Origin of the sequence: Halomonas sp. DQ26W (assembly GCF_003339685.1) — a bacterium.
GTDB lineage: Bacteria > Pseudomonadota > Gammaproteobacteria > Pseudomonadales > Halomonadaceae > Halomonas.
Map to the genome: position 1 here is coordinate 42,032 of NZ_QPKI01000011.1, position 23,379 is coordinate 65,410.

17 protein-coding genes and 1 pseudogene are annotated in these 23,379 nt (G+C 56.5%); 11 read left to right on the top strand and 7 right to left on the bottom strand.

The features are described from left to right. Positions 1 to 275: 275 nt before the first annotated feature. Positions 276 to 494: a DNA-binding transcriptional regulator gene (locus DU490_RS07805; protein WP_114573752.1), complete on the top strand. Its 219-nt coding sequence runs from the start codon at positions 276 to 278 to the stop codon at positions 492 to 494. Between the two features lie 104 nt (positions 495 to 598). Here DU490_RS07805 and DU490_RS16980 read toward each other — a convergent pair whose 3' ends face one another. Further along, a complete protein-coding gene (locus tag DU490_RS16980; protein ID WP_147270450.1) occupies positions 599 to 2,428 on the bottom strand; it encodes a hypothetical protein in 1,830 nt (609 codons plus the stop codon). A 531-nt stretch (positions 2,429 to 2,959) separates the two neighbouring features. On the opposite strand from DU490_RS16980, the gene DU490_RS07820 reads away from it, so the two are divergent. The 9 genes from DU490_RS07820 (at position 2,960) to DU490_RS07860 (ending at position 17,370) form a co-directional block, all read left to right on the top strand. Next, complete coding sequence (locus DU490_RS07820) at positions 2,960 to 3,694, top strand: S24 family peptidase (protein WP_114573755.1); 735 nt, start codon at positions 2,960 to 2,962, stop codon at positions 3,692 to 3,694. A 249-nt stretch (positions 3,695 to 3,943) separates the two neighbouring features. Continuing rightward, positions 3,944 to 4,237 (top strand): AlpA family transcriptional regulator, encoded by a 294-nt coding sequence (locus DU490_RS07825; RefSeq protein ID WP_114573756.1) that lies wholly within the window; start codon positions 3,944 to 3,946, stop codon positions 4,235 to 4,237. 66 nt (positions 4,238 to 4,303) lie between these two features. After that, positions 4,304 to 5,539 (top strand): DUF4236 domain-containing protein, encoded by a 1,236-nt coding sequence (locus DU490_RS07830; protein ID WP_258801475.1) that lies wholly within the window; start codon positions 4,304 to 4,306, stop codon positions 5,537 to 5,539. 82 nt (positions 5,540 to 5,621) lie between these two features. Next, complete coding sequence (locus DU490_RS07835) at positions 5,622 to 8,501, top strand: SNF2-related protein (RefSeq protein ID WP_114573758.1); 2,880 nt, start codon at positions 5,622 to 5,624, stop codon at positions 8,499 to 8,501. Positions 8,502 to 8,646: 145 nt separating this feature from the next. Beyond that, positions 8,647 to 11,970, top strand: a complete 3,324-nt coding sequence (locus DU490_RS07840) for a DNA methyltransferase (RefSeq protein WP_114573759.1) — start codon at positions 8,647 to 8,649, stop codon at positions 11,968 to 11,970. Further along, on the top strand, positions 11,963 to 13,063 hold the full coding sequence (locus DU490_RS07845) for an AAA family ATPase (protein ID WP_114573760.1): 1,101 nt from the start codon (positions 11,963 to 11,965) through the stop codon (positions 13,061 to 13,063). Before DU490_RS07840 ends, DU490_RS07845 begins: the two co-directional genes overlap by 8 nt. Next, entirely contained in the window at positions 13,063 to 13,662 is a 600-nt protein-coding gene (locus DU490_RS07850; protein WP_114573761.1) for a DUF4276 family protein, read from the top strand. The genes DU490_RS07845 and DU490_RS07850 overlap by 1 nt, the downstream gene beginning before the upstream one ends. Positions 13,663 to 13,798: 136 nt before the next feature. Then, positions 13,799 to 13,993 (top strand): hypothetical protein, encoded by a 195-nt coding sequence (locus DU490_RS07855; RefSeq protein ID WP_114573762.1) that lies wholly within the window; start codon positions 13,799 to 13,801, stop codon positions 13,991 to 13,993. Continuing rightward, positions 13,993 to 17,370, top strand: coding sequence for a DEAD/DEAH box helicase family protein (locus DU490_RS07860; protein WP_114573763.1), 3,378 nt, complete (start codon positions 13,993 to 13,995; stop codon positions 17,368 to 17,370). Before DU490_RS07855 ends, DU490_RS07860 begins: the two co-directional genes overlap by 1 nt. Positions 17,371 to 17,456: 86 nt before the next feature. Here the strand turns inward: DU490_RS07860 and DU490_RS07865 are convergent, their stop codons facing one another. The 6 genes from DU490_RS07865 to DU490_RS07890 form a co-directional block, all read right to left on the bottom strand. Beyond that, positions 17,457 to 17,681, bottom strand: coding sequence for a hypothetical protein (locus DU490_RS07865; RefSeq protein WP_114573764.1), 225 nt, complete (start codon positions 17,679 to 17,681; stop codon positions 17,457 to 17,459). A 268-nt stretch (positions 17,682 to 17,949) separates the two neighbouring features. Then, positions 17,950 to 19,146: a site-specific integrase gene (locus DU490_RS07870; RefSeq protein ID WP_114573765.1), complete on the bottom strand. Its 1,197-nt coding sequence runs from the start codon at positions 19,144 to 19,146 to the stop codon at positions 17,950 to 17,952. A gap of 347 nt (positions 19,147 to 19,493) precedes the next feature. Further along, positions 19,494 to 19,916: a tyrosine-type recombinase/integrase gene (locus DU490_RS07875; RefSeq protein WP_114573766.1), complete on the bottom strand. Its 423-nt coding sequence runs from the start codon at positions 19,914 to 19,916 to the stop codon at positions 19,494 to 19,496. A gap of 61 nt (positions 19,917 to 19,977) precedes the next feature. After that, positions 19,978 to 20,718, bottom strand: coding sequence for an IS21-like element helper ATPase IstB (gene istB / locus DU490_RS07880; protein WP_114573767.1), 741 nt, complete (start codon positions 20,716 to 20,718; stop codon positions 19,978 to 19,980). Beyond that, entirely contained in the window at positions 20,705 to 22,225 is a 1,521-nt protein-coding gene (istA, locus tag DU490_RS07885) for an IS21 family transposase (protein WP_114573768.1), read from the bottom strand. The genes istB and istA overlap by 14 nt, the downstream gene beginning before the upstream one ends. Positions 22,226 to 22,341: 116 nt before the next feature. Further along, entirely contained in the window at positions 22,342 to 23,124 is a 783-nt protein-coding gene (locus tag DU490_RS07890; protein WP_114573769.1) for a site-specific integrase, read from the bottom strand. Positions 23,125 to 23,259: 135 nt separating this feature from the next. Here DU490_RS07890 and DU490_RS07895 point away from each other — a divergent pair. Then, positions 23,260 to 23,379 (top strand): annotated as a pseudogene (locus DU490_RS07895) (transposase domain-containing protein); the annotation flags it as partial.

A 23,379-nucleotide genomic window follows, 5' to 3' on the forward strand; every position in this document is an offset into this window, starting at 1 on the left:
TACTGGGCCTTCCCTGATCATGGTAGGCCTTTTCGTCAATCCATTGGAGTAAAACGATGTCCATTTTCCCCCCGAAACATCATCCCACCGATCCGCCTGAAGAGTCACGTCATCACGACGATAGTAGCAGGCCGCCCCTATTACCCTGGCAGGCAATCAGCAAGGCTGAGTGGGAAGCCCAGCAGCAGACTATCCATGCGCGCGATCCTGTCATCGAGCCATCGCCTCCAATCTGGCATACCCCACCATCGTATCCGCCCACGGAGGAAAAACGCTTGGCTGAGATGGAGCGGAATGAGCCCAAACGACGGCTGATAAGTGATGCCAAGGAGCTGGCCAAGATCCGTAAGATCACCCAGGCGCAAATGGCCGAGGAGATGGGGGTGCCCCATCGCACCCTGGAGGAGTGGCTGCAGTTCCGGCGCATGCCAAAAGCCCCGGGCACGACGTTACTGCAGCGGTGGGTAGATGCCCATCAAGGCAGGACTACGTGATATTGAGAAAGCAGAATAGGCAAAAAAACCCTAAAGAGCGCGTCATTTTTCCGTTTTTATCAATTTCCATTTCACAACGTCACGCCTCTGAACGGCACTGACGTTCATTCCTCAACTGAAGAAGGTTGGGTCTTTTCAGCTCGCCAGTAGCACTGCGGGCCGCGCCTGCCGATCGAAGCAAGGGTGATACCGAAGTCGCGCAACAGAGGTTTCGCTAGCTTGAATTTTGCAGATAACCCTCTAGAAGTGGTTGGCCACTGCTCGGGAGGCGTGCTCTCAGGACAATATGGTTTCAGTCGGGAAAGCCACCTTTTGACAGGCATGTCAATCACACCCGATGGTTCATCAGCCAGCATCTTTAGGATGGCCATGGCTACAGGCGACTCTTCGAGCTCGAACTGACGTCGGCTTCGCTGATTAGTCTCAAATTGATGCCAAAATTCGGCCTTATCTCGCCTTAAGCTTTCTGCTACTAGCTCTCCTACTCGACAGAGATCGGCCAGCCCGCCATAATGGTCAAAACGCCTATCATATTCGACCATGGCCCACCGAGCGTTGACATGCCCGAAGATCATCAGCAATCCCGCCACTAGAGCCGACTCTATTGATTGGAGTTGCTCTGGGATTTCGTAGCGGCTTTCGTTCTCTTCTACTTCAATGCTTAAGGTCGAGTCGGCAAGCTTTGGCACGGTCACAACGCTTTCCAGGCTGCTGATCATTACCGGACATTGAACGGTAATATTGGCAACAACCTTCTTTCCCTTCCACTTCCAATCGATTGGCTTGCCGCGCATCAGATTGAATAAATGATCTTGTTGTATAGGCGTCAAATCAACAACCTGACTGAAGCTAAGCAAGTAGTGCTGAAGCGCAACATCGTTGAATTGCTTTACGTGGTTCGGCAACTCGTTTTGCCAAGATTCTGTAGAGGGGTCTACCACGCACTTAATGAGGGAATGCGCTTTTTCCATTGACGAAGAAGGGGCGCCAAGCAACTCAAGCATGACCTGCTTTCTATCGGGCATCCAGCTTAGTACCATCCAGGCAACAATCAATAAATCCGCCTCGCTCGGCAATGCGGAAATATCGAATAAGGAGTCAATCAAAAAGGTGCTATGGTTGCCAATGTTAGACGTCTGAGGCAAGTCTCGACTTTTAAAGGGAAGAATGAATGGCTGACCGACCTGCGTTTGATGGTACATTGTACCTGCATCAACCATCAGGCATTGTCCTGCCGTTGCATGGATAAATCTCCGGCGACTTACAGGATCATAACCCGCTCGGCCAAAGAAAACCTTTGTTTCGTAGGGTGCCACTGATTCACAAAAATGATCGAACGCTCTTCTAATATCTGTCTTAGGAACTTCAGACCCGTGAATGCTTCGATATTGAGTCGCTACAGACGAAGAAATGGCATCAAGAACCTCTGGCAACACGCGCCCTTTATAGGTATCAAACAACAAAGAGCTGTTGGCCTCATTGGTGATTCTTCTATATCGGTCTACCAGTATCGATGAGACACGATCAACTCGTCGTTGACGATAATCAGGGCGAGGCTTATCCTGGCCAACCAGTTGCGGTGCTTGGGGTTGCGACTGAATGGGGGCTGGTTTCTGCGTATAGGGATGCGAAAATGGGCTTGGATAGGACATTTCTGTCATGCCCTTGGCGGCCATATGCGCCTTCATTCCCCATTCGCCAAGCGGCTGATTTTTTTCATCGTTTGATTGTTGATGTGCTGAGGGAGTCTTGTCCCGATTCGTCTTTGAAACTTCTGGCTGAGGCGGATTTTTCTCGGAAGAATTATCGAAAGAATCAGCCCTAGCAAGCAGCTCTTCCACACTGCAACCCTCGATCTCAGCAAACATTCTAAGCTGTCGCTTTTTTCGCTCTTCAAGTTTTTGAAAATCTTTTCCTTTGATACGAATTGCCATCACACAACCCCATCTATCATCTTCAGGGTCAGAGGTCGCCCCTCTAACAACGCCTCCCTTGATCGGAAACCATCGCCTTGGAGCTCATCAAAGGCCTTCCAGTTCGCACAGACGAAGTGATTGTTGAGTGCGGCTTCACGGAAGGCGGGCACTTCTGGCCGAGACACCCATTGCACGGCCACCATCTGGGGGTCATATGTCGCACTGGCGTCGAGAAAGCGCCTTGGGTCCCGGGAGGTATCCGTCAGGCGGTCGAACGCCCGCTGTAACGCTTTACAGTGACGAATCATGTCCACTGCTTGCGACGGGCGGACGTGGGTTTGGTAACTGACGGGAGCAGCTGAAATTTTCATGCGCCGCAGGATGCCCTATTTTCCCGTTTGTTGCACCGTCCTCATCAGGCCGAGGACGGCCTGCTGCCCTTGGCGTCGCTGGCGGGGCTGCAAGTCTGCGCTGTTGGCATGGACTCGGGGCCAAAAAATCAATACATTTGCGTATTGACAGTGTCACAGTACAGGTAGGCAGCCCGGTATGAATTCAGCAACATCAATCGCTGAGCGACTTCGCCAGCTCATGGAAGAGCAGGGGGTAGGTGAAAATGAGCTGGCTCGGCGCTCCAAGGTGCCACAGCCGACCATACATCGCATCCTCAAAGGCGTTAGTAAATCCCCAAGAATCAGTAATCTGGAGAACATTGCAGCCTCGCTAGGAACCACTGCAAGCTTCCTTGCGCATGGCGATGCTAAACAAGCTTCCTCCACTCCGGCGGGCTCGGGGGTGTCGGGGGCGTTCCCGATGATTGGAGTAGCGGCAACTGCCCTTGCCGGACGACCACGGTACGATAAAGAACCTACTGCTCAGCATCTTGGGCCTTACCCCATTCTCACTTGGCCCGAGGCTATGCAGGCAAGTCGACTCGAGGAGCCTGCGTCAGCTGAGAAAAGGCAATTTGAATCAAGTGACTACTTACAGGTCGGTGTGGCCTTTTGGCTAAGAATGCGTGGTGATGCCATGGCAGCACCTATCGGCTCTTCGCCCAGCCTGCCGGAAGGTACCCTGGTTCTCATGGACACTGGCTTGGAAGCAGACCCTGGAAAGCTGGTGCTAGCCGCTCCTGCAGGCTCGGCTGAACCCACCCTCCGGATGCTGATTGAAGAAAGCGGCCAGACTTTCCTGAAGCCTCTGAACCCCTCTTACCCATTGATTAAACTAGAGAAAAGCTGTCTCGTACTGGCCGTGGCTATTGAGGCCAGGATCAAGCTGTGACCTTTCGTATACCCATTGAATGATTTCCTTACGGCATCGCCACTCCCTCCGCCTCCATTCTAATACGAAAACGTATTGACAGGTTAATGCGTTAAGGTATTATGGGTACCAGCACCACCCATTACTCAGCTTCATGACAAAACCTTAGGAGCGGAGCGGGGCATGACCATTCACTTCGTTCAGACGTGAATGCTCAGGATACGGTCGGTGCACAATTGACAGCTAAATCAAGAGAGGGAGAGGCAGGCGATGAGACAGCAAGCTATTGAAAGTAAAAAGTTTTCTCCAGGGTTCTCCTTGGTCACGACGCACCAGAGGGTAGAGGGAAAGCGTACCATTTTGAGGGTCAGGGACGTGATCTCGAAAACGGGATTATCCAGATCAACCATTTACAGCAAAATAGATGCAAAATCAAAATCTTACGATCCTCATTTTCCTAGGCAGGTGAAGCTGGGTAACCGTGCTGTTGGATGGTTTGAGTCAGAGGTGGAAGAGTGGCTAGCGAATCGAGGCGTTGAGAGAGGAGGCTGTTCTGTTTACTAGAGGCGTGCTTGATTTTCAGTATGACCATGACTGCCTATCGCGCCGGATCACGTTCTATCGAGGAGAATGACGTTGGCGTTTCGATTTCAACGCCGCATTACCCTGGCACCTGGGCTGCGGCTGAACCTGAGCAAGCGCGGCCTGGGCCTTTCGGTGGGGCCGCGGGGAGCGAGTCTCAGCATGGGGCCCAGTGGCGTCCACGGGCATGCCGGCATACCGGGCACGGGCTTGGCCTATCGGCAGAAGCTCAACGTCCGGAACCGGCGAGGGAGTTGGCCAGGTAGTGGGGCGGGGCAATCACGCCCCGCGGCTGCCATGGATGCGCTACTGGCACAGGGCGAGTCGCTTCCCATTCGACTCGACATCGATAGCGATGGAAACATCGATTACTTCCACGGCGACGGCACACCCATGGGGGATAAGGAGGCCCGCTTATTGCGGCGGCATGCCAGGGAGTCCCTGCGTGAGCAGTTGGCACAACACTGCGAACGTCTCAACGCCGACCTTGATCGCCTCGGGAAGCTGCACGAGGATACCCCTCACCCGCACCACAACGGTTACACCACCCAAGGTTTCACCGAAGTGCCACCGTCACCTCCGGAGCCGAGTCCGCCTGTCTGGTGGCATTTCCTGTGGCCGCCGGCCAAGCGACAGGTGGCAATGGAGAATCATCGTCGCCAGGCTGCCTTCGAAGAAGCCTACCGTAGCTGGGAGTGGCGCAAGGCGGAGCACGATGCGGCAGAGTTTGCCCGCCAACAGCGCGAGAGCGAAGGCGTGATGCATGACCTCGACGCCATGGAGCAGACCCTGGGCGAGCGGCTGGAGGAGATCGACTGGCCCCGTGAAACGGCCATCGACTTCGACCTCGGTAGCGATGTGAGCACCATCGCGGTCGACATCGACCTTCCGAGCGAGGACGAGATGCCGGACCGCTACTGGACCATGCCAGCCAAGCAGGTAAAGCTGACGCCACGCAAGCTGAGTGACACTCGGCAGCGCAAGCTCTACCGGGACCATGTCCACGGGATCGCGTTTCGCGTGCTGGGAGCCGTCTTCGCCCGCTTGCCCACGGTTCAAGAGTCACGGGTTTCGGGTTACCGCCAGATCACTGACGCCGCTAAGGGCGGCGAACGGGATCAGTACCTCTACAGCGTCAAGGTCTCCCGCAGCCAGTGGCAGAAGATCCACTTCGACAAGCTGGATCAGGTGGACCCGGTTGCCGCCGTGGAGGCTTTCGCGCTGCGCCGTGATATGACCAAAACCGGCATTTTCCGCGACATCGAGCCATTCAAGCTGGTGTAGTCCATGCCCAAAGGCGCCTTGCTCTCACTTCATGGAAGCCACAGAGTATGGCTATAAAGTAATAACAGAGTAGGTTGCAAGGATGACCACAGAGCGCATCACCGACTACCACGCCAAATACTTCGCCTATGAGCTGACGCGTCAGCGCCGTGGGGGCGATGTCGACCGGCTGGCAACCTCGCTGTTCGATGCCTCTGTCGACCTAAACCCTCATCAGATCGATGCGGCTCTGTTTGCTCTCAAGAACCCGCTAACCAAGGGGGTATTGCTGGCCGATGAGGTAGGGCTGGGCAAGACCATCGAGGCCGCGCTGGTCATCTGCCAATACTGGGCGGAGCGTCGGCGCCGTCTGGTAGTGATTGCCCCGGCTGCCCTTCGCAAGCAGTGGGCCAACGAGCTGTCCGAGAAATTCCATTTGCCGACCCAGGTGCTGGATGCGCGCACCTACAAGCAGCAACGTGACCAAGGGATCTACGACCCGCTGGATCAGGACGTTATCAGCGTGATGTCCTATCACTTCGCGGTGAAGCTGGAACCCCAGTTGCGCACCATTCCATGGGACCTTGTGGTGATCGACGAGGCCCACAAGCTACGTAATGCACACCGCGAGAGTCATCGTACCGGTCAGGCTATCAAGCGCACCTTCGCCGGGAGCCGCAAGCTTCTGCTGACGGCGACGCCTCTGCAGAATTCGCTTCTGGAGCTCTACGGGCTCTCGACAGTAATTGATGATCAGCTGTTCGGTGACGCGATCAGCTTCCGTCGTCAGTTCATGCGCGATGGTAATGACATCGAAGCGCTTCGCCAGCGCCTTGGTGAGTTCGTCAAGCGCACACTCCGCCGCCAGGTGTTGGAGTACGTGCAGTACACCGAGCGAAAGGCACTGACGATACCGTTTACCCCGTCGCAGGACGAACAGCGGCTCTACCACTTGGTCTCTGGCTACCTGGAGCGCGAAGATAGCTATGGGGTGCCCACTCGTCAACGCCACTTGGTGTCGCTGGTCATACGTAAGCTGCTGGCGTCCTCTACCACCGCCATCATCCAAACGCTGGAGACGCTCAAGGAGCGGCTTGAGTCGCTTCATGACCGACATCAGGTCGAGCAAGACTGGCTGGAGCGGCTGTTGGCTGATGAGTCACTCGATGAGGAGTTATTGGAACTCGCCGACGCTGATGAGGTGGAGGAAGGTAATGTCCGGTATCTGGAAGAGGAGATCAACCCGACCCGATTGCAGGGCGAGATAGCAGAAATCGAGCAGTATCTAAACCTGGCTCGGGGGATCCACGAGGATGCCAAGTCTCATGCACTGGTGACTGCGCTGGAAACCGGCTTTGCCCGTATGGATGAGATGGGGGCCCCGCGCAAGGCGGTGGTATTCACCGAGTCTCGCCGAACCCTGGAGTACCTCAGCCGCTTTCTGGAACGCCAAGGGTTTGCCGATGAGGTCGTCACCTTCAGCGGAACCAACAATAGCCCGGGGATCACGGGTATTTACCAGCGCTGGCTGGCAAAGCATGCCAGCAGCGACCAAGTGACCGGTAGCCCTGCTATTGATCGCCGCACTGCCATCACAGACCACTTCCGTGACAAGGCTCAGATCCTGGTGGCCACCGAGGCTGCTGCCGAAGGGGTCAACCTGCAGTTCTGCAACCTGGTGGTGAACTACGATTTACCCTGGAACCCTCAGCGTGTGGAGCAGCGCATCGGACGCTGCCACCGCTATGGCCAGCAGTTCGATGTAGTGGTGGTCAACTTCCTCAACCAGCGAAACGAGGCCGATAAGCGCGTCCTCGAGCTGCTGAGCGAGAAGTTCCAGCTGTTTGATGGAGTGTTTGGAGCATCCGATGAGATTCTCGGTCGGCTCGAGTCTGGCGTGGATGTCGAGAAGCGCATCGCCGATATCTACGCTACCTGCCGCACGCCGACCGCCATCGAGGCGGCCTTCGCAGAGCTGCGTGAGCAGCTGGAGGTCGATATCGATGCTCGTATGCGGGAGACGGAGAACAAGCTGCTCGAGCACTTCGACGAGCAGATCCACGACATGCTGCGCGTTCAGCGCGACAAGGCCGAGGCCCAGCTTGACCGCACCGGTAAGCTGTTCTGGAAGCTGACCCGGCACTGCCTAGGGGAACAGGCCAAGTTCAACGACAGCAGCTTGACCTTTCACTTGGAGGCTTCCCCGGTACAGAGCGTGCTCGCCGGTGACTACTGGCTGATTCGCAAGGGAAAGGGCATCAAGCCACCCGAGCATGCCCATGTCTATCGGCTGACCCATCCGCTGGGCGAGCATGTCCTCGATAGCGGCCGCCGCCGGGAGACGTCGGCTGCCACGCTGCGCTTCCTGCTATCGGGCCACCCGCTGCGAATATCGGTACTCGAACAGCTCACCACTCGTAGTGGCTGGCTGGAGCTGAATCTGCTCGAGCTGGACAGCTTTCAGCATGAGGAGCACCTGGTCTTCACTGCCCTTGCTGACGATGGCACACACCTTGACCAGGAGGCCTGTGAGCGGCTCTTCAATGTGACGGCTGAGGTAGTACCCGATAGCGCACCCGAACCCCCTCAGGAGCTCCCTGCGTTGGCCAAGCGGCAGCTGGATGCCACCCTCAGCCGTGTGCTTGAGGAGAATCACGGATACTTCCAGCGCGAGCGCGACAAGCTGGAGGCCTGGGCCGATGATCAGGTCGCTTCCAGTGAAGCACAACTGGAGGACACGCGGGCCAAGATCAAGGATGCCAAACGCCGCTCACGCACCGCCGAGACCCTTGAAGAGCAGAAGGCCGCGCAGGAAGCACTCAAGACGCTTGAGCGTCAGCAGCGACGCGACCGTCAGGCGATATTCGACGTGCAGGATGAGATCGAGGAGAAGCGCGACGCACTCATCGACGCCCTGGAGCGCCAGATGCACCGCAAGAGCCAGACGCATCGACTGTTCCGGATACGCTGGGAGCTTGCATGAAACCGCGCAGGACATGACGGGGAGGCGTGCTGACCGGTATCATTCTGGCAAACGAATCAACAGGGGCTGAGCACATCGCTCAGCCCCGTTTTGCGCATATCGCATTGATTTTTAAAATCTTTGCAAGGGATGATGGGATTGCCCAATGAATGTAGCAACAGTCGACGGTCACAAGGAACGCTTCATCAAGCTGCTCCATGAGCTGTTCCAGCTCGACAAACCGGAGCTGGACTTCGGGCTTTATCGCATCATGCACGCCAAGAGCGACCAGCTCTCCCGGTTCATCCGCGAGGACCTGGCCCAGGCCATCGAAGAGGCGTTTGCCGAGCAGGGCGAGCAGCAGCTGGCAGCGATGCGCCAGGAGATCGAGGAAAAGCGCCGTCAGGCCGAAGAGCTGGGCGCCCCGGACCCGGATAGGGCCCCGGCGGTGAAGCAGGCGAGGGCCGCCTACGACGTCGCCAAGCGCGAGCATAACGCCTCGGCGGACATCTACGACCACCTCTACCGTTTCTTCTCGCGCTACTACGACAAGGGCGACTTCATGAGTCGCCGCCACCATGTCGCTGAAAACGACAGTCGGGCCGCCCCCTATGCGGTACCCTACGATGGTCGAGAGGTCTACCTCCACTGGGCCAACAAGGATCAGTACTACGTAAAGTCTTCTGAGACACTCTCAAACTTTACTTTTGAGCTCGGAAAAGCCATTCAGAAAGAGATGAAACGAAGAGGGCTACAGCCTTCATTGGATCTCGGTGTTGTACAAGATGCTTACAAGGTTCATCTTCGAGTAGTTGACGCCACCGAAGGCGAACATAACGATGTGAAGGAAAGCACTGAGCGCTACTTCATCATCCATCGCGATGAGCCGGTGCGTCCGGATGGAGCCGATCTGGTACTGCAGTTCGAGTATCGGCCGGACCCGGAGAAAACGGGCCAGAGTAGCACCTGGCAGAAGAAACTGCTCGAGGATGCGGAAGACGTCATCATGGCGTCGCTTCGTACCACAGATGGGGTTGCCGCCTTCCGAGATGGGCTGGCAACCAAGGCGCCAACAGACAAGCAGAGAGAGCGTACTTTGCTGGGTAAGTACCTGCAGCAGTACACCGCCCGCAACACCATGGATTACTTTATCCACAAGGACTTGGGCGGCTTCCTCTCCCGAGAGCTGGACTTCTACATCAAGAACGAGATTCTGCGCCTGGACGATATTGACAATGCCGGTGTGCTGATCGTCGAACAGCAGCTAAAGAAAGTTCAGGTGCTGCGCAAGATTGCCAAGCAGATTATTACCTTTCTGGCACAGTTGGAGAATTTTCAGAAAAAGCTTTGGCTCAAGAGGAAGTTTGTTAAAGAGGCTGATTACTGTCTCACGCTTGACAAGCTTGAAGGAAGAGAAGAGATTTTGTATGAGATTTTTCAGCAAGAATTGCAGCGTAAGCAATGGGTGGATTTTTACGCTATAAACTTGGATGAGCTTGATGGTGATTTGAGCAGCAAGAGTGTGAGCGAGCTTGTGAAAAATGAGAAATACCGGTTTCTCATGGTTGATACGGCTTTGCTCCCAAAGAGCCTCAAATATGAGATTTCTAATTTGTCGTATGGTGAAGGTGATTGCCTAGACGGCGTTTTAGTTCAATCAGATTCATTTCATGCATCTAGGCTCATGGCTAGTAGCCTTCGAAGCTCTGTTGATACAATTTACATTGATCCGCCCTATAATACAGGTAAGGATGACTTTATTTACAAGGATGGATACCAGTCATCTAGCTGGTTGTCTATGGTTTATGATCGAATTTCCAATTCTCATGAATTTTTAAGGGAATCAGGCGGTTTCTTCTCTAGTTGTGATGAGAATGAATTTAAAAATTTGTCTAGAGTTGTCGAGAATATATTTGGTGAAAATAATTTTGTTAGCGAATTCGTCTGGAAGACAGATGGTAACTTTGACAATCAAGCCAAGGTCAAGCTTGCGCATGAGTACATTTTGTTTTATTCAAAGAATAGAGACCACTTGCCTTATCCAAGCGCAATAGAGGGTTGGGCTAGTGAAGATAGCAAGCTATTTAATGATAATATTGTCAACACAATAGTAAAAAATGGTCCCAAAAACCCTCCTGGTGATGTCATCCTCCCAGTAGGCTTTCCATCAAATGAACAGGACTTTTTTCTAAAAAATGACGATATAACATGGCCAAAGTACAGTGTTGATGTGGAAGTCAATGATTGGAAGCTTTCTCATGAAGTCAAAGCAAGGTCTGGGTGGAGCTCCAAAACTTTACTGTTGCAGTTTATTGAGTCTGGGTTGAATCCAGTATATGACAACAAGGGTCAAGAGACAGTGTTCTACTTGACAAAGAATGGTGCAATTGAGTCAAAGAAAAAAAGAAGCAAAGACCATGGGCATATAACTTCATTGATACAAAAGGTAGGCACAACACAGTCTACCAGCTCACTTCTTAATCACATGGGCGTCCCGTACCCAGACTACCCTAAGCCTATTGGGTTGATGCGGCATATCGCATCTATTGTAAAAGATTCTAAATTTATCTTAGATTATTTTGCTGGATCTGGGTCAACTGCCCATGGGGTCATTGAGGAAAGCAGGGGGAGCGGTAAAAAAATTAAATACGCCTTGATCGAAATGGGTGAGCATTTTGATTCGGTGATGAAGCCTAGAATTCATAAGGCAGTTTACTCATCAAGTTGGAGGGATCAGGCCCCTAAAAAGGATGACAATGGTGAATTAGGGGGGCTGTCTCATGCTTTTAAATATTTTCGGCTTGAAAGCTACGACGACACCTTAAATAACCTCAAGCTGGACGATAATGCCCAGCGTGATGCGCTGATGGAGCAGAATCCGGAGCTGCGCCGCGACTACACACTCAAGTACCTGCTCGACGTGGAAACCCGTGGCTCGGCCAGCCTGCTCAATACTGAGTGGTTCCGTGACCCCGAGGGCTATACGCTGAATGTCAAGCAGCCCGGCAGTGATGAAACCCGCGAAACGGCCGTCGATTTGGTCGAGACCTTTAATTGGCTGATCGGCCTGCATGTCACTCACCTCGACAAGCCGCGGACCTATATCGCCCGCTTCAAGCGCGAGGAAGACCCCGAGCTGCCGGAGGACCAGAACACCCGGCTCAAGGCAGAAGGCCTGCGAGAGAATGAGGACGGCGCCTACTGGATTCGCCAGGTTGAAGGGCATGTGCGCCGCATTCCGGGCAGCGACGAGGACCTGGCCAAGGTGTTGGTGGTTTGGCGTAAGCTGACCGACGACCCCGAGAAGGATGCCGCGGTGCTGGAAGCGCTGCTGGAAAAGTACAAGATCGGCACCACCGACAGTGAGTTCGATGCCATTTACATCAACGGCCCGCACGGCTTGAACCTGACCGGCAGTGCACGTAGCCGAGTGCACAGCCTGGAAGAGACCTTCCATGCCCGCATGTGGGAGGGATGTGACGATGAGTAAAACAGGTTACCTGACGCACCTTGAGATTCGAGGCTTTCGCTCTATTGCAGACATGTCTCTGGAGCTAGAGCCTCTTAATATCCTTATTGGGCCTAATGGTGCGGGAAAATCCAACTTCATTAATTTTTTCCGCTTCATGAATAAACTTCTGCAGAAGGATCTTCAGCTCTATGTTGCCGAACAGGGTGGAGCTGATTCACTGCTGCACTTTGGTCGTAAAAAAACGCCAGAGCTTCGAACCTATCTTCGCTTTGACCCAAACAGTTATGGCGCAACTCTAGTTCCTACTAATGATGGGCGCTTGGTATTTAAAGAAGAGTTTTGTGAGTTTTTTGCCGACAAAATTGGCTATATTGGGGGGAAGAAAAAAAAGTCTCTTGCGAAACCTGGTGTGGATGAATCGGGTCTGCCTAACCCGGGGCGAGTTTCCATTGAAAGTAATGTCTCTAGATACATTGCAGATTGGAAAGTCTATCATTTTCATGATACCAGCAGTACTGCACCGGTGAAGCAGGCGGGTGAACTACTAGATAGTGACCGTCTTCGAGAGCAGGGTGAGAATCTTGCCGCATTTCTCTATGATATCCAGCAGCATTGGCCAGATGCCTATGCGCGCATCGTTACCACCGTTCAGCGGGTGGCTCCATTTTTCCATGACTTTATTTTGGAGCCCGATCGGCATAATAGCAGTAAGATTCGTTTAAGGTGGAAGCATAAGGGTAGCGATGCGTTTTTTGATGCGCACGCACTTTCTGACGGTACCTTGCGCTTTATCTGCATGGCAACGCTGTTGTTACAGCCTGAGCTCCCATCTGTTGTTTTGCTGGATGAGCCGGAATTAGGTCTGCATCCCTACGCTATCCAGTTGCTAGGCTCGATGCTGCGCTCAGCAAGCCAGTCTACACAGATAATAGCGTCAACTCAGTCAGTAACGCTGGCCAATGAGTTTGCGTCTGAAAATATGGTAATCGTGGAGCATCACGATAACAGCTCTACGTTCAAGCGCTTAGATGCCAAGGCATTGGAAACATGGCTTGAAGATTATCGCCTTGGAGATCTGTGGGAGAAAAACTTGTTGGGAGGTACGCCCTGATGATTCGGTTGGGTATTAGCGTCGAGGGTGCTACTGAACGAGAGTTTGTGAGCCGGGTGCTTGCGCCTGAATTGGCAAGAAATCAGGTTTTTGCCAGCCCCATTGACATGCGGGGGCGTGTATCGCTACAACGAATTAGTCGTGAAATAAATAGCCTTCTGGCGATGTTTGACTATGTGACGACGTTTTATGATTTTTATGGCTTTCAAAAAAGGCCCCAAGGTGATGTGGAAGCTTTGGAGATTGCTATTTCTGAGCTTGTCTCGCCAGGGCAGAGGCATCGATTAATGCCTTATGTTCAGCAGTACGAGTTTGAAGCTCTGGTCTTGGCAGCACATGACCAAGCAGAGGCTGTCATGGCGATTAGGTCTCTTAGCGACCGTTTTAAAAAAATTGTTGCTGACAGCGGCGGCGCGGAGAAAGTGAATGATGGTTACGACACCTGTCCCTCGAGGCGCATCAAGGCGCTTGCCCCACAATACGAAAAAAAGTTTCACGGCCCCGTGATTCTTGAAGAGGGATTGGCTGCTGCCCGCGTTGGATGCCCACGCTTTGATGCATGGTTAACGCAATTATCACAACTCGCTGCGCAGGGTTAGATATGGTGATGATTTTAGATGTCAACGGCTCTATCTGCTTGAACGCTGCTGGCACCCAAAGCGTCGATAAAGCGGTAATTGGTCTGAATATTTTCGATTACCGCCACTACAATCACCTCATCAAGGAGGCACGGCCATGACTCAGCTGTCATCGGACACTCAGAAAATGCTCGATAGCCTCCGCACTGCAGTGGCTAACACCCTGGAGCGTAAGCGTCGCCTCGGCCAGTACGCGGTGATCTGGCAGGACGGCAAGCCCGTGCTGGTGGGTGATGATGCGCCCAAGAAGCAGGTGGATGAACAGGGCGATCAGAACCGGGAGCCGCACTGATGGCAGGTAGGCCACGCCAAACCAAAATCAAGCAGCTCAGCGCAAAGAGCGACTTTCTCAAGAAACTGGTACTCAATCAGTGGCTGCTGACGCGCTTCGGTATCGATCCCCTGGAGCAGTATCGCGACGGCGGCAGTCGCGTTCGTCCGATAACGCTACTCAGCAAGACGCTGAAAGAGAGTGGCCCGGGGCTAACTGGCGATCGCCACCATCATTACCTGCATGCCTTGCTGGGTAGCTATCAACCCAACTGGCAGTACGGTGAGGAGGATCTGAAGCGCTTCGACGCCAATATCGTCCAGCATACCGATGCCCTCAACCAGCAGCGTGAGGTCGGGGTGGAGTGGAAGTACTTTCAGTGGCTAACGCTGCTATTTGTGGAGGTTTACCTCCATGAGTACTTCCGTGACCGTGAGGCGCTTAAGTCCGGTCTCAATCGACAGGTCGAGCGATTCAACGGCTACTGGCAAGGGCAGGGCTACCAGACCGGTATCGGGCCCTATGAGGACGACGACCTCAACAAGGTGTGCCTTCAAAACGCCACGGGCTCAGGCAAGACGCTGCTGATGCACACCAACGTGCGTCAGTTTCGCCATTATGCCCGCAAGCACCACCGCATCGCCGACTACGGCCAGATCATCCTGATCACGCCCAATGAGCGGCTTAGTGAGCAGCACCTGCTGGAGTGCCGTGATTCTAGCTTGGAGGCGGAGCGACTGAGTCAGGATGGTGGTGACCTGTTCAGCGGCGAACGGAAATCGCTGAGCCGCGTTGCGGTGACCGAGATCACCAAGCTCGGCATCGAGCAGGGCAAGAAGACCATGGCGGTCGACAGCTTCGGTGATGGCAACCTGCTGCTGGTCGATGAAGGGCACCGTGGGTTGGGCTCGGCGAGCGAAGAGAAGGGCTGGCTGTCGCATCGTAACAAGCTGGCCGGGCGGGGCTTCACCTTCGAATACTCGGCCACCTTCAAGGAGGCCGTGGTCGCCGCCAAGGATACCGCGGTGGAGGAGACCTACGCCAAGAGCATCCTCTTCGATTACGGCTACCGCTACTTTTACGAAGATGGCTACGGCAAGGACTATCGGATCTTCAATCTGCCGGAGAAGGAGACCCAGCAGCGCTACACCTACCTCACGGCGGCGCTGCTGGCGTTCTACCAGCAGCAGCGTTACTACCGGGAGGAGCATGGACAGCTGACCCAGTGGAATCTGGCTGCTCCGCTATGGGTATTCGTCGGGGCCAGCGTGGTCAAGGATGACGGCAGCAAGGAGACCGCCAAGAACTACAACGAGCGTGCTTCCGATATCGCACAGGTGCTGGGCTTTCTTGCCTGGTTCCTCGGGGAGAAGGATGCAGCGCGCCGTGCGCTCAGCGCTGTCTATGAAGGTGACGCAGCAACGACTGGCTTGATTGACAAACAAGGCAACGAGATATTTTCTGGTAGTTTTCCCTGGCTCAAGGCCCAAGGGCCGACCGTCGAAGAGCTCTACCGCGACATCCTCACCCATACCTTCCACGCGCCGGGTGGGGGCACGCTGAACGTCGACCGCATCACCGGTGACTCTGGCGAGCTACTGCTGAAAGTAGGGGAGGCGGAGAAGCCTTTTGGCCTGATCAACGTGGGCGATGCGCTTGGGCTGGCCGAGCACCTTGAGGGCCGCAAGATCCAGCACCTACAAGTCCGCAAGTCGGAGCTGGCTAATCCCATTTTCGCCGAGGTGACCCGTGAGAGCTCGCCGGTCAACCTATTGATCGGCTCCAAGAAGTTCATCGAGGGCTGGAACTGCTGGCGTGTCTCCAGCATGGGGCTGATGAACACCGGCAAGAAGGAGGGCTCGCAGATCATCCAGCTGTTCGGCCGCGGTGTGCGTTTGAAGGGCCGCGACATGAGCCTGATGCGCTCGAGCCGGCTAGATCCGGTACTGGCTCCCAAGCACCTCTACTTGCTGGAAACCCTCAATGTGTTCGGTGTCGGCGCCGATTTCATGGCGACCTTCCGTGACTTTCTAGAGGACGAGGGCCTGCCGGGCAACGATCAGCCCGAGATCCATACGCTCAAGCTGAACGTTATGGAGGACGTCGGCAAATCGCTGAAGATGCTGCGTCCCAAGGTCCGACAGGACACCAAGCAGGCCTACAGCTTCCACCGCGATGGCCCCTTGGTGCGCTTCGGCCACCCTGTGACTGCGCCGGGCAGTGGTTTTAGTCACGAGCTGGGCCTGACGCCGGATATCGTGCTCAAGGAGCGCAAGGTCGAGCTTGACCGCTACCCGAGGGTCGAGAGCCTGCAGGCTTCGGGCGTGAAGGACGTGATGGCCAAACCCGGGCAGGCCAAGCAGCATGAGCGCTACTTCGATGACCACCGCCTGCTGTTCCTGGACATGGCAGCGTTGGAGCGGGATCTGGAGCGCTACCGTCGAGCCCGTGGCTACGCCAACCTGCTGATCGATGCCGGTCGCTTCCCGGCGCTGCTGAAGAGCCAGGTGTGGTACAAACTGCTGGTTCCCGAAGATCAGTGGAAGCTACATGCCGACAACTTACAGCGCTACCAGAGTATGGCGCTGGAGCTTTTGTCGCTACTGATGGACAGAGTCTTCAACTATCATCGTCGCGCCTACCTGGAACCGCGCATGGAGTTGGTCGCGCTCGAGGATGCCCGAGGCAACCTGCCGGATACCAAGGAGTATCAGCTGATTGTCGATGGGAGCGAATCGGCACTGATCGACGACATCAAGCAGATGAAGGAGGCCATTGAGAAGCAGCGCCAGGCGATCTATCGCTCGTCCAAATCCAATGGCATCAGTGCTGTGCAGATCGGCGCTCATCTCTACAATCCGCTGCTGCACCTGGGCAAGGACAGCCGTATACGCGTCGAGCCCGTCGCTCTGAACGACAGCGAGTTCCGCTTCGTCGAGGATCTGAAAGGGTGGCTGGAGCGAAACCAGCAGGCGATAGCGGAACGTGGTGAGCAGCTCTACCTGCTGCGCAACCTGGTGAAGCAGGGCATCGGCTTCTTCGAGGCGGGTGGATTCTACCCTGACTTCATCCTCTGGCATGTGCAGGACGATCGCCAGCGAATCGTCTTCGTCGATCCCCATGGGCTTCGTCACACCGGGCCCAAGGACGAGAAAATCGAGTTCGGAGAGCGCATCAAGGATGTGGAGCGGCGCCTGAAGAGTGACTACGTCGAACTGGAAAGCGTCATCCTGGCCCCTTCCAGCACTACGCGGGAGTGGATCACCAACCACTGGAACATGACTGCTGAGGAGTTGCGCTCTAAGCACGTGCTGTTCATGTCTGACTCGGATTACTTGGATAGCCTGATGCAGGTGGTGGCCGGCCCAGCAGCGGCAAAAGCAACAGCTCAACCGTGATGCAGGCCACCTACCGTCACCCTCAAGAATATTTACCGTGAGGAGGAGCTCACCCAGGAGGCAACCGTTAGGAAATTCCGAACGGTTCAGCTGGAAGGGCATTGAGAGACCGCTTCCCTGGCGTAGCAGACGCAGAGCTCGATATGGGCGTGACAGGCACGGCAGCGAATCCAGAAACGCTTCTCCGAGCGCCAGATGAAGTCGAAGTAGGTCCAGGTTCTGGGCTTGTGGGTCAGACGCTGGCTCTGGCCGCAGGCACAGATCAGCGCGTAGCCCCCATCTTCCAGCCAAATGACTACGATGGTCTCCATGCCATGTTCCACCCTGTGAGTGTCCATCAAAGACACTGTGGGGCAGGTGACGGCGTGTCAGCGCAGACGGGGCAGCTCGTCCCAGCGCGGTGTGCGGTTGGTGCAGCGCAGGTGCCAGGCGACCAGGAAAAACAATAGATCAACAGCCAGTAGATGGCGTTGCTGGCAGCACAGCGACGAGCAGCTGATGCTGCCGTGCTATTCAGCGATCCGCTGAGTTTCTCGAAACAGGAAATTCAGTGGTTTGACGCTATCTCAATCATAGGTCTCACAAGCCAGCGATGAAATCAGCCCATTCTTGCATCATCGCCCGCCGTTTCTCGAACAGGTCTCCGCGGCGGTATGCCGCCTCCACCTTGTTCTCGATGGTGTGGGCCAGCGCCATTTCGGCCACGTCACGCGGGTAGCTGGTGACCTCGCCGGTCCAGTCGCGAAAGCTCGAGCGGAAGCCGTGGGGCACGAAGTCACCACGCTCGCCGTCAAGGCCGAAGCCCATCCCGCGCATGAGCTGGAGCATGGCCATATTGGAGAGGGGGCGTCCGTAACGAGCCCCAGGGAAGACATAGGGATTGCCCTTTACCCTCGGGAGCTCGCTCAGCAGCGCCAACGCTTGCTGGGGCAGCGGCACACGATGTTCGCGGCGAGCCTTCATCCTGTCTGCTGGGATCGTCCAGGTCTCATTGTCGAGGTCGATCTCCGGCCACTCGGAGCGAAGAACTTCCGAGGTCCGCGTAGCTGTCAGGATCAGAATCTGCAATGCCTTGGAGGAGATGCTGGTATAGCCCTGGAGCTCAGCTATGAAGGCGGCGACCTCGTCGTAAGGCATGGCAGGGTGGTGCGTCACCTTCTTGACCCTAGAGGGCCTGGCCAGCAGCTTATCAAGGTGGCCACGCCAGCGAGCCGGATTTACGGGGTCTCGGTAGTTATGCGCCGCGGCGTAGTCGAGAACGTTCTCGATCCGCCCCTGCACTCGCTTGGCCGTCTCGGTCTTGCTGATCCAGATCGGTGACAGGATCTTCAGGACGTCTTGGGTGGTGACCTCATCGACCGGCTTGCTCCCGATAACCGGCCGGGCATAAGCCTTCAAGGTACTGACCCACTGCCGGGCATGTTTGGCGTTCCGCCAGCTGCGTCGGTGAGACATGATGTAGCGAGCGGCACAGCTGGTGAAGGAGGGCGTTGTTTCATCGGCTTGGTCTTCCACGATGCCGACCTCCATGGGATCGATTCCGCTTTTGACCAGCTTACGGTTGTCGGTAGCTCGCTCCCGGGCTTCCGCGAGGGACGTTTCCGGAAAGCTGCCCAGGCCCATGTAGCGCTGCTTGCCCTGCAGCTTGAACCTGTAGATCCAGCTCACCGACCCACCGGCGGTGATCTGGAGGTATAGCCCCTGGCCATCGCCGGTCATGCCCTTCTTGCCTTCCTTCGCGAGCTTCTGAACCGCCTTGCTGGTGAGCTTGCCCATGAGTGTCCCTGTTGCGCCGCTGCTTGATGCCATGCAGCCTACCACAACCTGACCCACACTTTGACCCACACATTGGTCCAGGGATTAGCAGGGCTGCATAAGGCAGTACTGGACAAGAAGGCATTAAAAACTATTTAATATCAATTGTTTGAAGGTGGTCTTTGTATCTCATGGGATAGTCAGTATACGGACTCCCCCTCCGCCACGAATACCGAATAAGCCGCTGATTTAAGCGGCTTTTTCTTTGCTTGTAAAGTCCAGGCCCATACTCCAGCCTATACTTTGAGCCTAGCTTCCTCTGAACCTGTCAGGACTACGCTGGTGTAGTGGCCAAAAATACTTGACCACTACACGTAGATGCGCGTCGTGTCATGGCTCTTGTGTCGCAGCAATTGGCCGATCTGTGACAAGGTCGCGCCGCAACGAAGAAGCTCTGTGGCAAGGCTGTGGCGGAAGAGATGTGCCCCATGGTGTACGCAGCCACTGATGCCAGCGCGCTTGAGAGCCGCCCCGGCGATCATTGTGATAGCGCTACCGGAGGCGAAGCCGGCATGGGGTGCCAAGGTGCGGAGAAATAGCCGGCGGCACGGTGAAGCCGGACGGTCATCACGCAGATAAGCAACGATGGCCACGCCGACATCAGAGGGCATTGGCATCCGTGTCTGCTGGCGATTCTTGGCACTAATCAGCATCGTCCCAGATCGCCAGTCGATATCATCCAGGGTGAGGGTTGCGACTTCGTTGGCCCGCAATCCAACCTTGGCCAGCATCTGTCAATGGCCATCAGAACTGACCCACCAGCGGCCAATAAAATTGACCCACCCTTGATCGTTAGCTAAGCGTCTTCTGCTTCAGCCGGTAGCTCTCGCCTCCCAGCAGGTAGAGGTGCGAGTGGTGGATGATCCGGTCGATGATCGGCACCGCCACGTTATCGTCGTGGAAGAACTCCCCCCAGCTGGTGAAGTCCTTGTTGGTGGTGATGATCAGCGACCGGTATTCGTAGAACCGGTTGATCAGCTGGAACAGTGCGTAGCGTGCTTGTCGGTTCATCGGCAAATACCCTAGCTCGTCGATCACCAGGGCGTCGGCCTTGGTCAGTTGATGGAGCTTCTTCTTCAGCTCACCCTTCATCTCGGCCAGCTCCAGTTCCTCGACCAGGTCGAGGGCGTTGCGGAACCTGACCCGGTAGCCCGCCTCGATGGCCTTCTGGCCGATGCCGATGGCCAAATGGGTCTTGCCCACTCCCGGCGGGCCGATGAACACCAGGTTCTCGCGGTTATCGAGGAAGGCGAAGTCGAGCAGGGCGTTGATCTGGCGCTTGGTGATGGTGGTCTGGTGTCGGTAGTCGAACGCTTCCAGCCGCTTGTCGCTGGGGAACCCGGCCTGGCGCCGGTACAGGTCGATGCGCTTGGCGTCGCGCCGCTGCCGCTCATGCTCGACCAGCATGTCGGCGAAGCTCAGGTAGGAGGCCTCGTTGGCCTCGGCTCGGGCCAGCAGATCGACGAGGTCATCGGCAATGGCGCCCAGGCGCAGGCTGCGGTAGCGCCCGGTGGTCAGCTCAAGCTGCCCCATGGGTCACCTCCAGCTGGCCGCTGGAGCGGCCAAGTCGGGCATAAGGCGACAGGTCGGGCGGCGTGGCACCGGTGGCCGGCACCGCCTCATCGGTGTCACGGCCCCGTGCCTTAGCCTGCCGGGTCGCTTCCAGGCGCTCCTTGAGCATCCCGGCAGTCAGCCGCTCTCGCGTTACCCAGTCGCCGATCAGCGCTAGGTCCAGCTCGGGTTCGGCCTCCAGCACCCGCCTGGCGCCGGCCAGCTGGTCCTTGTAATGGCGCGGCATCGCCGCCCGCAGGCGTGCGCAGAGCTGCTCGCCCAGCGCTTCGCCCAAGCACACCGCGATGGCCTGTTCCAAGTCGGCCTCACGCTGTCGGTGGTCTCGGTAGTGGCTCTCGTTGCGTAGGGTGCGTCCCTTGCCCAGGTGCAGCTCATGGGTGGCGATCACCTCGCCGCTCTCCAGGTCGTGCACCTGGAGCGTAGCGCCCTGTTCCCGGGCGCCGACGCGGCCCTGCTGGTAGGCCATGGGTACCGAGTACTTGTTGGATTTCCAGGCGATCAAGCCGGTCTTATCGACCTGTCGTGGGGCCAGGCCGTCGGCCTCACGTCCCACGCAAGCCGGTGTCAGGTAGGGCCGCAGATGGGCCTGCTCCTCGGCCTCGAAGAGCGCCCTGGGCTGTTGGCCGGTGGTGCCATGAATGCGCACGTTGGCCACCTCATCGAGCCACTGCTGCACATGCCCGCGTAGGTCGGCCTCGTCACGGAAGGTATCGCCGTAGAACGCGTCCTGCTTGGCGTACTTCACCCCGGCCTCGACCTTACCCTTGCTCTCCGGGTCGTAGCCGCAGCAGGCGTGGATCCGGAAGCCTGCGGTAGTGGCGTACTCCTGAAAGCGCTGGTTCACCTCCAACTCGCGGAACTGCTCGCTGATGACCACCATCTTGGTCTGGTCGTAGACGCACTCCTCGGGCAGCCCGCCGAAGTCGCGGAAGGCCTCGTCGTGCAGGCGGATAAAGGTGGTGGTGTCCAGCGGCGTGAAGCTGACGCCGACGTAGGTCAGGCGCGAGTACGAGAGCACGAACACCACGAAGTACACCGTGCGTCGCTCGCCGCCGATCTCCACCTCGCGCAGTTCGCCGGGATCGACCTGGCACTGCACGCCGGGGACCATGTCGAGCACCGGCTCGTAGTAGCGGCGTTGGCGGCTGGCGATAGTGGTCTTCATCAGCTTAACGTAGCGCCGCAGGGAGCGCTCCGAGACGTCCAGCTCACCGACCTTCTCGCGCAGCTTGCGAGCCACCTTGACGCTGCTCAGCCGGGGGAAGGCGCGAAGCAAGTAGGCGATGTAGTCGCGGTGGACGTCGAGCTTCTTCTCCCGCTCACGGTGCGTCTGCGCCGCTTCGATGGCGGCCACCTCCTGGCGCAGGTACTTGCGGACAGTGTTGCGGGAAATCCCCAGCTCCTGGCCGATGGCCCGAATGGACAGCCCCTGTCCGTCATCGTGTAACGCTTTGATCTTGTGAATCATTCCCCAGTCCTTCACGTCTCCGTCCCGACCCTTGGCTGAGCCGACACGGTAAGTGGACGGTGGCAGCGCTGCCACCTTGGGGGTGGGTCAAAAGCGTTGGCCGGTACGGGGTCACTTTACTTGGCCATTAACAGCATCATTAGGATGGCGTAGTCCCGCCGCCCAGACGCCTTCGTTCGATCACAAGCATCCAGGACCTTCTGAACCTGCGCGACGGATAGATAGGTCGGCAGGCTTGAAAGCGTCCACCGCCTGATGGAAGGGACACAGCCGTCAAGAGCGAGCGGGTTCGACCCGCTATGGTAGAGGTATCGAAGAAAGGCGCGCAGCGACCAGCACATCGCTTTTCCGGAGGCCGCGCTTCCGTCCCTGGCGTGGTGCTCGACGTAGCAGATGACGTCTGCCTGCCTAATCTCACTGAGATCGCTGTCGCCGCCAGGGCACACCTCGCGCAGAAACCGGCGAATGACCGGCAGGTGGCGGACGATGGACGTCGACGCCAGTCCGCGTTCTTGTCGTAGATAATCTGCGAACTTATCGAATACCTGGTCCTCCGGCGTGATCGGAGGCTGAGACACAGGGGGAATGAGGTCCGCTTGGCGCAGCACTGACAGCAGCCGCTTCAGCGCCGCCCGGTCGCCTGGCTGGATAGATTGCTTGCGAGCTCGGTATCTCAGGTATCGCTCGAGCACGCCCTCATCGAGACCGGACAGCTTCAAGCGGCTTCTTGTGAGCCAACTCAGGAGGCCGTCGACTAAGTTCAGGCATCGCCAGGTGCCTTGGCGAGCCAGTCCGTCCTTGACGAGACGCGCCGCGTAGAGCTCGATGAGCTGTCCGTGGGGGCCGCTCTTCAGGCGCCTGAACATTCGGCTCCTGCCCAGATACTCTTCTGCCACCATAATCTTGTTCTCCAATGTTGAACGTGGAGATACAAGACTAATTATGCCGAACCCATCATGTGCCACTCGTGCTGATTCTGGGGAAGAAAACCCTCGTTCGGCATAGTTCGGCGGGCGGCATAAACGGCCAAGGCCAATGGCCTCTCGCCCTACGAGTACCTGCAGTTCGTGTTCGAGACCCTCCCCAAACTCGGCAAGGATGACGACGTCAGCACCTTGTTCCCTTGGCGTTGGAAAGACACCCTACCGATCTAA